Origin of the sequence: Bradyrhizobium canariense (assembly GCF_019402665.1) — a bacterium.
In the GTDB taxonomy this organism is placed as follows: Bacteria; Pseudomonadota; Alphaproteobacteria; order Rhizobiales; family Xanthobacteraceae; genus Bradyrhizobium; species Bradyrhizobium canariense.
The window spans coordinates 277218-288413 of record NZ_VSST01000042.1 but is presented as its reverse complement, the minus strand read 5'-3'; the positions used below and the strand labels follow the sequence as shown (position 1 = coordinate 288413).

8 protein-coding genes are annotated in these 11196 nt (G+C 63.0%); 6 read left to right on the top strand and 2 right to left on the bottom strand.

Going from position 1 to position 11196, the window contains the following annotated elements; all coding sequences use genetic code 11:
- Nucleotides 1-61: 61 nt before the first annotated feature.
- Nucleotides 62-1228, bottom strand: a complete 1167-nt coding sequence (locus FXB41_RS23185; RefSeq protein WP_219683334.1) for a TAXI family TRAP transporter solute-binding subunit — start codon at nucleotides 1226-1228, stop codon at nucleotides 62-64.
- Between the two features lie 147 nt (nucleotides 1229-1375).
- Nucleotides 1376-1597 (bottom strand): acyl-CoA carboxylase biotin carboxyl carrier protein subunit, encoded by a 222-nt coding sequence (locus FXB41_RS23180; protein ID WP_219683333.1) that lies wholly within the window; start codon nucleotides 1595-1597, stop codon nucleotides 1376-1378.
- Between the two features lie 94 nt (nucleotides 1598-1691).
- Between FXB41_RS23180 and FXB41_RS23175 the strand changes: the two genes are divergently transcribed.
- From FXB41_RS23175 to FXB41_RS40940, 6 genes are all read left to right on the top strand, one after another.
- Nucleotides 1692-2666 carry an IclR family transcriptional regulator gene (locus FXB41_RS23175; RefSeq protein WP_219683332.1) on the top strand — a complete coding sequence of 325 codons (975 nt, stop codon included), beginning with the start codon at nucleotides 1692-1694 and terminating at the stop codon, nucleotides 2664-2666.
- Nucleotides 2596-4155, top strand: a complete 1560-nt coding sequence (locus tag FXB41_RS23170) for an acyl-CoA carboxylase subunit beta (RefSeq protein WP_219683331.1) — start codon at nucleotides 2596-2598, stop codon at nucleotides 4153-4155. The genes FXB41_RS23175 and FXB41_RS23170 overlap by 71 nt, the downstream gene beginning before the upstream one ends.
- Nucleotides 4156-4577: 422 nt before the next feature.
- Complete coding sequence (locus tag FXB41_RS23165; protein WP_219683330.1) at nucleotides 4578-6275, top strand: GMC family oxidoreductase; 1698 nt, start codon at nucleotides 4578-4580, stop codon at nucleotides 6273-6275.
- 264 nt (nucleotides 6276-6539) lie between these two features.
- Nucleotides 6540-8054, top strand: a complete 1515-nt coding sequence (locus FXB41_RS23160; protein ID WP_035992861.1) for an ATPase domain-containing protein — start codon at nucleotides 6540-6542, stop codon at nucleotides 8052-8054.
- Nucleotides 8051-9760 carry a response regulator gene (locus FXB41_RS23155; protein ID WP_219683329.1) on the top strand — a complete coding sequence of 570 codons (1710 nt, stop codon included), beginning with the start codon at nucleotides 8051-8053 and terminating at the stop codon, nucleotides 9758-9760. The genes FXB41_RS23160 and FXB41_RS23155 overlap by 4 nt, the downstream gene beginning before the upstream one ends.
- Nucleotides 9761-10063: 303 nt before the next feature.
- Nucleotides 10064-10627, top strand: a complete 564-nt coding sequence (locus FXB41_RS40940) for a hypothetical protein (RefSeq protein ID WP_007592281.1) — start codon at nucleotides 10064-10066, stop codon at nucleotides 10625-10627.
- Nucleotides 10628-11196: the final 569 nt, after the last annotated feature.

Sequence of the window (11196 nt, the reverse complement as noted above, 5' to 3'; positions counted from 1 at the left end):
AGCCCTCGCAAGCGGGAGAGAGCGCAGCTCGCGCGTGGCAACCATCAGGCCCATCGCGAAATTATTCCTCGAACCCGTTCGGCATGTCGGCCTTCGCAAGCGCTGCGGCACGCGCTTTCATCCAGCCGTCGAGAAACGCCTTGTCATCCGCAGGCGGGTTGGACTTTCCGTAGTCGGTCCACGCTGCGCCAAGCACCTCCTGGCGCTTGATCAGTCTGTTGTTGTGCGTGTCCTGCGCGTCGCTCCATTGCCCGGCTTCCTTCAGCGCCTTTACCGCGCCGGGATGCACCGGCACCACCCAGTTCTTGGTCTGGCGATCGGCCGCAAGCCCGCCGGCGCCGGGTGCGGCGTCCTTGTAGGAATCGTAGTTCACGATCATCGCTTTGGTGATCGCATAGACCTGGTCGGGGGCTTGCGAGGCGTAGGCGACGAAAATCGGGTAGGGGTAGTTGCCGAGCTCGATCGGTTTGTCCGGCGAGATGCCGGCGCCGCAGGTCGCGGTCTGCGGGAAGAAGAACGAGCCGACCTTCTGCATCCGCGCCCAGCCTTCCTTGTCCTTGGCGGGCAGCGGCGGCCAGATCAGGCCGCGCGGCGAGGTCTCGGCTTCCTTGGCGGGGCCGGTGATGGTGGTGCCGAAGGCTGCGTCGGTGTCGTTGTTGATCAGGCCCTTCCACATCGCGCCGTAGCTTGCGAACTCGACGACCTTGACGTCCTTCTGCGTCAGGCCGGCGAAGGCGAGCACCGCGAGCGAGTTCTGGTTCAGCGCCGGCGAGCCGACGACGAAGCCGACGCGCTTTCCCTTGAGGTCCTTGAGCTCCTTCACGCCTGTGTCCGCGGCCACGCCGAGCGTGCCGCAATTGCAGTCGACGGATGAGAGCATGATCTGGAGCGGTTGCGGGCCCCATTCCCTGGAGCCGAACTCGAACACGCCTTCTTGCGCGAAATAGGTACCCGATCCCATCGCGGAAGAAACCGCGCGCTTGGCGCGCAACGGCGCGAGACGCGCGACGTCGTTGCCTGCGGGGAGCACGCGCACGTCGGTTGAGTATTTGTCCTTCATCATTTTGCCGACGCCGACCGCGATGTTGAAGCCGGCGGTGCCAGTGTCGTAGGCGGTGAACGTCAATGTCGCCGGCAGCTTGATATCTTCGGCGAATGCATAGCGTGTAGACGCAAAAGAAAGGCCCGCCACCAAAGCAGGCGCGAGCATGACCAGCCCACGACGCATGTTTCCCTCCAATGATCCTCGCGTTTGCCGCGACGATTTTCTTTCTTTGTTTGAAACAGGTTTTGTTTGAAACGGATCATGTCATCGCGATCAGGCGATGGCAACGGCGTACCGCGAACGCAGTCGCGGAAACGACGGGTAATGCAGTCAGTTCGCGACGATCGCGATCGTCTGTCCCTCGGCAACGACGTCGTCGAGCTTCACCAGAAGCGATGTGATCTTGCCGCTCGCAGGAGAAAGCACAGGGATCTCCATCTTCATCGCTTCGACCACCACAATCTCATCGCCATCCGCAACGGTTCCTCCAACTTGCACGGGAGTTGAGCAGATGCGACCCGCGATCTCCGTGACGATCTTAATCTCTGGCATGCCATCGCCTTCTTCTTGTGGTCGCAAAATGCCTGAGGTAGTTTCTTCCGCAAGCGGAATTTAATTCCGCACAGCGGAACAAGCGGTAGGGATCATGGGACGACGTTCAGAGCGGTTGAGTAGGCAAGGTGCGCTCGCTGGCGAAGCCGGTGAGGGTGATGTCATCCAGGTGGTGTCGCGCGCGTTCGACGTGTTGCGATGCTTCGAGGGCCACGATAGCAGGCTCGGCAATCTCGAAATTTCAAACCGCTGCGGCCTGCCGCGCTCGACCGTGTCGCGGCTCACGCACACGCTAACGCGGATGGGTCAGCTCGTGTACCTGCCGCGCGATCAGAAATACCGCATCGGTCCAAGCGCTGTGGCGATGAGCGCCTCGATGATGAAGGGCGCGCAGCTGCGCAGCATGATCCGTCAGCGGCTCCAGGAAGTCGCTGAGCAATTGCCCGGCACGGTCGGCTTCGTCGTCCCCGATCGCTTCCATCTGGTCTATCTCCAGTTCGCGCGTTCGGCGACTGCACTGGGCCTGCACGAGGGCACCGGCAGCCGAATCTCGATGGCCTCCACTGCTGCGGGCGCAGCCTACACCGCGGCATTGGCGCCCGAGGTCGGCGATGCCTTCATCGCGGACATGGAGCGGGAAGCTCCCGAGGCTGCAAAGATCCTCAAGCCCCGCATCGAGGCCAACCGGCAGTCGCTGCATGAGCGCGGCTATGTCGTGGCCTGCGGCTTGTGGAGCCCGCACATCAACGGGCTCGCGGTGCCGATCTGGTCGCCGCAGTACCAGACCTTCGTTGTCATCACGATCGGTCTGCTCTCGGCGATGTATGACGAGCAGCGTCTGCATGCCGAAGTCGCCCCGTTGATGGTCGCGCTCGGCCGTTCGCTCGGCAGCCTGATGGACGGCGCAGAGGGCGACGTCTTCAACGCCCGCATCCCGCGTAAACCAGTCGCCATGGCCGTCCATAACAATAACAAGCCGATCAATTCGGAGGGAGTGAATGAACTGGAAGCCGGAACTCGACGAGCTCGCCCGGCGCGAAGCCTTCGCGCGGGAGATGGGCGGCGTTGACAAGGTCAAGCGTCAGCATGACCAGGGCCGACTGACTGTTCGGGAACGTATCGACAGACTGACCGACAAAGGCAGCTTTCACGAGATCGGCGCCGTCTCCGGCGTCGGCGAATACGATTCCAGTGGCGAGTTGCAGAAATTGACGCCAGCGAACTGCGTGTTCGGCCGCGCGCGCGTCGAGGGCCGCACCGTCGTCGTGGTCGGCGACGATTTCACCGTGCGCGGCGGCTCGGCGGATGCGTCCATCTCCGCAAAACCGCTGATGGCGGAGGAGATGGCGCATGATCTCCGCCTGCCCATCGTCCGCATCATCGAAGGCTCCGGCGGCGGCGGCTCGGTCAAGACCATCGAGACCAAGGGCGCGGCGAACTTGCCGGGTGGCATCGGCGGCACACGCTGGTATCGCTTCACAACGGAGAATTTGTCGCGCGTGCCCGTGGTCGCGCTCGGCCTCGGCTCGGTCGCAGGGCTCGGTGCCGCGCGTCTTGCCGCCAGCCACTATTCCATCATGACCCGGAAGTCCGCGATGTTCGTCGCAGGCCCGCCGGTGGTGAAGGCGCTGGGGCAGGACCTCTCGAAGGAAGAGCTCGGCGGCGCCGACATCCAGACCCGCGCCGGCGCGGTCGATCATGCCGTCGACACCGAGGAGGAGGCCTTTGCCTGCGCGCGGCGATTCCTATCTTATCTGCCGTCGTCGGTTGACGGGCTGCCGCCGACCTTGCCCTGCACCGACAATCCGGAGCGCACCGAAGAGGCGCTGATGAGCGCAGTGCCGCGTAATCGCAAGCAGGTCTACAAGATACGGCCGATCGTCGAACAAGTCGTGGACAAGGGCTCGTTTTTCGAGGTCGGCAAGAATTTCGGCAAGCCGATCATTGTCGGTCTCGCGCGGCTCGAGGGCAGGGCGGTGATGGTGCTTGCCAGTGACAGCTTTCACTATGGCGGCTCCTGGACGGCGGACGCCTGCCAGAAGGTGGTCCGCTGGGTCGACTTCGCCGAGACCTTCCATTTGCCGATCGTCTATCTCATGGACTGCCCCGGCTTCATGATCGGGCTCGATGCGGAGAAGGCGGCCACCATCCGCCATGGCGTTCGCGCCATGGCCGCGGTCAACCAGACCACGGTGCCCTGGTGCACGGTGATCCTGCGCAATGCCTTCGGCGTCGCCGGCGTGGTGCATCAGCCGGCCGACCGCTTCTCGATCCGCTACGCCTGGCCGTCGGCCTATTGGGGCTCGCTCCCACTGGAAGGCGGCATCGAAGCCGCCTACCGCGCGGACATCGACGCGGCCGAAGACAAGGCGGAGAAACTGAAAGAGATCGAGGACCGCCTTAACAAGCTGCGCTCGCCGTTCCGCTCCGCCGAAAAATTCTGGGTCGAAGAGATCATCGATCCCAGGAAGACGCGGTCGCTGCTGTGCGAGTTCGCGCGGCTGGCGGAGCCATTGCGAAAGCCAGGGCCGCCGGGGAATTTTTCGATCAGGCCGTAGCTTCAGCGGCCCCTGCGAGCCGCGGATGCCGACCTCAGCCCAATTGCATTTGGGCAAAATTGATCTAGCGCAACGCCACGCGTCCCATTGTCTGCAAGCGTCTCGTTTGGAACGAGGGAGAGACGTCATGACAAATGCGGGTAACGCGCTGCTTTGGACGGCTATATTTTTCTGTCTGTCGTTCGCTGCAATTTTTGTAGTCTGGTTTGCCGAGCGGTTGCGCGCGGGCTTCGTGAGGAAGCCGTAAAGCGCCCTGGGTTCGCCCCCTCGTCACCTGCTGACCGGACGGCGGATGCCTGCCGCCGGGCGGTGCCTTCGGTGTCGCCGGCATCTGTGCTCGCGCTTTGCCGTGGCAGCGATGACGTGACCTCAAAACAATAACGCGCTACGCTTCCCGGGCAAGAACAAGGGAAGCGCCAATCGTGTACGACTTCATTATCGTGGGCGGCGGCTCGGCGGGGTCCGTGCTGGCCCACCGGCTCTCGGCGAGGAGCGCCAACAAGGTCCTGCTCTGCGAGGCGGGACAGGACACACCGCCCGGAGACGAGCCGGCCGAGATCAGGGACAGCTATCCGGGGACGGCCTATTTCGATCCGCGCTTCCACTGGACCGAGCTCAAGGTCACGACCCAGATCGTCAGCCACAACAATCCGAACGAAGGACGTCCGCCCTTACGCAAATACGAGCAGGCACGCGTGCTTGGCGGCGGCTCCTCGATCAACGGCCAGATGGCCAACCGCGGCGCGCCGACCGACTACGACGAATGGGACGCGCGCGGCGCTGCGGGGTGGAGCTGGAACGATGTGCTGCCCTTCTTCAAGAAGGTCGAGCGCGACCTCGATTTCGACGGTCCCTACCACGGAAAGGACGGCCGGATCCCGGTCCGCCGAATCCCCAGGGAGCACTGGACGCGGCATTCGCAGGCGTTTGCGCAAGCCTTCCAGCAGGCCGGACATCAGTTCCTGCCCGACCAGAATGGCGAATTCGTCGACGGGTTTTTCCCGGTGACGCACTCGAACCAGGCCGAGCAACGCGTCTCGGCTGCCATGGGCTATCTCGATCGCGACACGCGCAAGCGCGCCAACCTCACGATCTCCACCAACACGCAAGTCAGGGAATTGCTGTTCGAAGGCACGCAATGCGTCGGCGTGAAGGCTGTGGTCGACGGACGAGAGCAGGAATTCCGCGCCCGCGAGATCATTCTCTCCAGTGGCGCCATCCATTCACCGGCGCATCTGTTGCGCGCCGGCATCGGCCCGGTCGGTCACCTCAAGGATATGGGCATTCCCGTGCTAATGGGGCTGCAGGGCGTCGGCCAGCGCCTGATGGATCATCCCTCGATCTCGCTGTCGTCCTTTGTCCGCCGCGGCGCGCGGATGAACGAGCACACCAGGCGACACATGCAGCTTGGCCTGCGTTACTCGTCCGGGCTCGAAGGCGTACCGAAAGGCGACATGTTCGTCGTCCTGCTCAGCAAATCGGCCTGGCACGCGGTCGGTGAGCAGATCGGATCGCTGCTGACATTCGTCAACAAGACCTATTCCGAGACCGGACAGGTCAAGCTTGCCTCGCGCGATCCGGTCGTCGAGCCGATCGTCGAGTTCAACCTGTTGTCCGACCGGCGCGACCTCGATCGGCTGATGAGCGGTTTCCGCAAGATGGCGGCCGTGCAGATGAGCGACGTTGTCAGGGCCGTGACGGACAAGCCGTTCCCGGCCTCCTATACCGACCGCGTGCGCAAGATCGGCGTGGTCAACACCAAAAACAGGATTCTCACCAGGATCGCCGCGGCCCTGATGGACGGACCGGCAGTGCTGCGCCACTACATGATCGACAATTTCGTGGTCGAGGGCTTCACCTTCGACGACGTCGTCAACGACGACGAGGCGCTGGAAGCCTTCGTGCGCAAGGCGACCATCGGCGTGTGGCACGCCTCCTGCTCGTGCCGCATGGGCCGGGTTGACGATCCGATGGCGGTGGTCGATCCAGAGGGGCGCGTCAAAGGCGTGCAGGGCCTGCGCGTCGTCGATGCCTCGATCTTCCCGGTGGTGCCGTGCGCCAACACCAATTTTCCGGTCCTGATGTCGGCGGAGAAGATCGCAGCCGCGATCATCCAGTGAGCTGGCATGGCTTTTCGCGCCGGCGACTGCCTTGTCGATGCTGACCCTCCAGGACCGCTAGTCGGACCGCAATAGCTGAAATGGTGGGCGAGAACGGTTCCGCGGCCGACAGTCTGGCGGACATGCGCCCGGGAGGCGGAACTTGGAACCCGGCTTGGGCGTTCTTTGCCAGATTTCGCCTTACGGCTGAGACAGGGCCGCTGATCGCGCGTCCCATCTCGGGGCCGGAGCGCATTTTCGGCGACGGAGCTTCACGGGGGTTCAATGATCAATTCATCGAGCCGGGCGCAAACCAGCGAGCCCGGAGAGTTGCCCAGGATTTCGACCGGCAGTGACGGTCTCGACGATATCCTCTACGGCGGGCTCGATCCCAATCGCATGTACCTCTACGAGGGCCGGCCCGGCTCGGGCAAGACCACAATGGCGCTGCAATTCCTTCTCGAGGGCGCCCGCTGCGGTGAACGCGTGCTCTATATCTCCTTGTCGGAAACCAAGCGTGAGTTGACGCTGGTTGCACAGCGGCACGGCTGGTCGCTGCAAGGCGTCGACATCTTCGAACTGGTGCCGCCGGAGACGACGCTCGATCCGGAGCGCGAGCTCACCGTCTTCCACCCCGCCGAAATGGAGCTGAGCGAAACCACGGGCCTGATATTCAAGGAGGTCGAACGGATCAATCCCGCGCGCGTGGTGCTGGACAGCCTGTCAGAGCTGCGCCTCCTTGCGCAGAACCCGCTGCGGTACCGGCGCCAGGTTCTGGCCCTGAAGCACTTTTTCACCAACCGCAATTGCACGGTCATCCTCCTCGACGATCTCTCATCGTCCCAAGACGATCTGCAGCTCCATTCGATCGCGCATGGCGTGGTGATGCTCGAACAGCTCGCCATTGATTATGGGGCAGAGCGCCGGCGGCTTCGCGTGATCAAGATGCGCGGCATTCGATTTCGCGGCGGCTTCCACGATTTCACAATCGAGGCGGGAGGGGTGCGGATATTCCCCCGTCTGGTGGCAGCGGAACATCACACCTCGTTTATCGGTGAGTTGACGCCGAGCGGCAATGCGCAACTTGACCAGCTCCTGGGAGGAGGGCTCGAGCGCGGCACCAGTGCACTGCTCTTGGGCGCCGCCGGTGTCGGCAAGTCTTCTCTCGCGCTGACCTATGCGATCGCAGCGGCAGATCGCGGTGAGCATGCGGTGTTCTTTGCCTTCGATGAAGGTCGCGGTACGGTGGAGGCCCGGGCTCGAACGCTAGGCCTGCCCCTTGAAAGCCATCTGCAATCGGGACTCATCCGATTTAAGCAAATCGATCCCGCCGAGATGTCGCCCGGCGAATTCGCCGCCAATGTGCGCAACAGCGTCGAAAAGGATAACGCCCGAATTGTTATCATTGACAGTCTGAACGGCTACCTCAACGCAATGCCGGATGAGCGATTTCTCATCCTCCAGATGCACGAGCTCCTGAGCTACCTCGGACAGAAAGGCGTGCTGACCGTCCTGATCCTCGCTCAGCATGGGCTGGTCGGTCCGATGGAGACGGCTCTCGATATCAGCTATTTGAGCGATGCCGTGCTCATGCTGCGCTATTTCGAAGTCGGCGGAGCGGTGCGGCGTGCCCTCTCAGTCGTGAAGAAGCGCAGCGGCAATCATGAAAATTCCATCCGCGAGTTTCGTCTTGGCAGTGCCGGCATCACGGTAGGTCCTCCGCTGAGCGGGTTCAGCGGCATCTTTTCCGGGAATCCACGTTACTCGGGCACGGAGATGCCGGAAGGGCTGTCGGAATGAGCGCCGACCGCGATCATTGCGTCCTCGTGTTTGCTCCGATCGGCCGCGATGGACCGGCATCGGTCGAGCTTTTCCGTAATTCGAATCTCCTGGCAATCAATTGTCGTGGTCTGCCTGAACTGGTCAGCGAGATGTCGGCGGGCGTGGGCGCGGTGCTTCTCGCCGAGGAGGGCTTGTTCGGGAAGGATACCCAGCCGCTGGCACATTGGATCGAGCGGCAGCCACCCTGGTCCGACCTGCCCTTTGTCATTCTCACCAGCCACCGCGAGCAGCCGGCGGTGGTTGCCTGGCGCCGCAGCATCGTCGAGACGCTCCGCAACGTGTCGCTGCTCGAGCGCCCTGTTCAGCCGATCACGCTGACGAGCGCAATTCAATCCGCAATGCGGGCCCGCCGGCGGCAGTATGAAATTCGGACCTTGCTGCAAGCGCGCGAGCGGACGGCCCAGGAGCTCGAGAAGCTCGTGGTCGAGCGCACGCGCGCGCTAGAGGAGGCCAACACGCATCTGCGGGCCGAAATGGAAGAGCGCGCCCGCGTCGAGGAGACCCTTCGTCAGGCCCAGAAGATCGAGGCCATCGGACAATTGACCGGCGGAGTAGCTCACGACTTCAACAATCTGCTGATGGTGATCTCCGGCGGATTGGACATGCTCGACCGGCAGACAGATCCTGATCGGCGGCGTCGTCTGTTGGAAGGAATGGTTCAGGCGGCGCAGCGTGGTGCCGGCCTGACCAGGCAGCTTCTGGCTTTTTCACGGCGGCAGAAGCTCCGGCCCGAGGCCGTCGACATCCCAGCGCAGATCGGCGGCATGCGCGAATTGCTCGATCGGAGCCTGAGAGGCGACGTTCACGTCGAGTTCGATTTTCCGGAGGGGCTTTGGCCGGTTGAGGTCGATCCGGGAGAGCTCGAACTGGTCATTCTCAACCTGGCCGTCAACGCCCGCGATGCGATGCCGAACGGTGGCACGATCGTCGTCCGTGGCGAGAACCTGGCCGGCCTGAACGAGAACGAGATCGCGGGCGATTACGTTCGCCTGTCCGTGGTCGACAGGGGCGTTGGAATGAGCCCCGAGATCCTGGCGCGGGTCTTCGAACCGTTCTTCACGACCAAGGACGTCGGTAAAGGCTCAGGCCTGGGGCTTGCTCAGGTCCACGGATTTGCGACGCAGTCACGCGGAATGGTTCGAATAAAATCGATCGTCGACGAGGGCACCAGCATTGAGCTCTATTTGCCGCGATCCAGGAATGTCCCCTCGGGTGAACGGCATCTCATCGACCTGAACAGGGCGCGTCCCAAGAGGGCTAATCATGGCCGGGTTCTTCTCGTCGAAGACGACGACGAGGTCGCCGCGCTGGTCAGCGAGATGCTTGCGCAGCTCGGTTACCAGGTCACGCGCGCGGCCAGTGCCGCGGCGGCTCTCGGTGCCCTAGCGGACGGCCGCTCCGTCGATCTGGTGTTTTCCGATATCATGATGCCGGGCGGCATGAACGGTGTCGAACTCGCGTCCGAGATCAAGAGACGACGAAGCGACATCCCGGTCCTGCTGACGAGCGGATACGCCGAAGCCGCGGTTCACGACGCCGAAATGGCCGGCATCCGGATCCTGTCGAAGCCCTACCACATCGACGAGCTCGCCGCAGCGCTCAGCGCTGCAAAGTTGGACTTTGCGACAACCGCAGGATCTGCCTTAGCGAAGACTCGGGGCTGACCATTCGCGCGACAATCAACGGCGGGGCTATGGCTTGCGGGCGCCCCTCTGCAATTGTGCGCTCGGCCATCGTGCCGCGGCGTACAACAATGCGACGCACGAATGCAACGCGGTCGCCTCTCGGTTGCGAAGACACGCATTCGGCTCTGCGAGTTAAACATTTCCGCCGCTACGCTTGGGCTGTGATGATTGCCAAAATCGGCCCGCAAATGCAGCCACTTTCAGCCGCTATTTGAGACCATTTCAGCCAAACTGTTATTGGTTTCTTTGCAGGGGCAGGGACCTTCAGTTTGGAGCCCTGCAATGTTCAAGTCGGTTCTTTCCGCGTGTCTCGTCGTTGCCTTTAGTTTCGTCGCTTCTGAAGCACGGCCCTATCGCATTCATCAAGCAGCCGAATGCAACGTCACGATGCCCTGCGACTTCTCGTATTCGCAAACGCGCCGTGAGAGGACTTCCAGGTCGTTCCTAACTCCCAGGTCCTCACTCCAATCCTATCGCGCGACGCAACTGACAGCGGCCGACGCAGGCGGCGCCGCGACGGCGAGCCTCTCGGGCGGTCGCATCGTCGGTAGTCGTCCCGCAGGTTGCCCTTCCTCCTTCTGCGGCTGCGGGGCTGCTCTGCGCGTGTTCGGCCGTATCGTGCCGGAATTGAATCTTGCGTCGAACTGGCTGCGCTTCCCGCGGACATCACCCGCACCGGGAATGGTCGCAGCCCGACACGGACATGTGTTCGTCCTCGAGCAACACCTAAGCGGGGATACCTGGCTGGCTTACGACGCCAACTCGGGCGGACACGCGACGCGAATGCATGCGCGTTCATTGCGTGGCTACACGATCGTCAACCCGCGCGGCGGTTCGGTCGCTTGAGACGCCGGGCGACAGGTGCGTCACGAGACCTGGTGCGCCATCGCGCGAAACACCTTGTCAACCCCGCACTGAAGTAATATTCGTATTTACAGAAGTTCGGATAAGGCGTAGTTTGCGCGCATCCCAGCCTGCTACAAGGGCGTTTCGCGATCGTCACGAGACGTGGGCCGGGAGGCGGTGGCCGCGACTGCGTCGACGCGCTGGGCAGGCTGCAGGGCGGGTTTTCCCGTGAGCAGCTGCACACGCGGTACGACACGGCGCTGACAGCCTCCTCGTTCGGTCTCGATGGCGAGCGCACGCCAGGCATCGAGGACAGGGGCGGGGAGGTGCGCGGACGGCAAAATCGTGTGGTCCTGACGCCCGGGGTCTGTGCGTCAAGTCTTGTGGTGATGCTCTGCCCAACCGGGTCAGCACATCAGCCATCCGCAAGGCGACGGGGGCAATAGTGCATCGCTCCCCGGGGAGAGCGCGTCATAAGCCGTAAAACCATTCGCGCAGGGAAGGCCGGTTGCCGGCGTCACCTGTCGTCCACCCCGTGCGCGTCTTGCTCGCACACGGGACTACGGGTG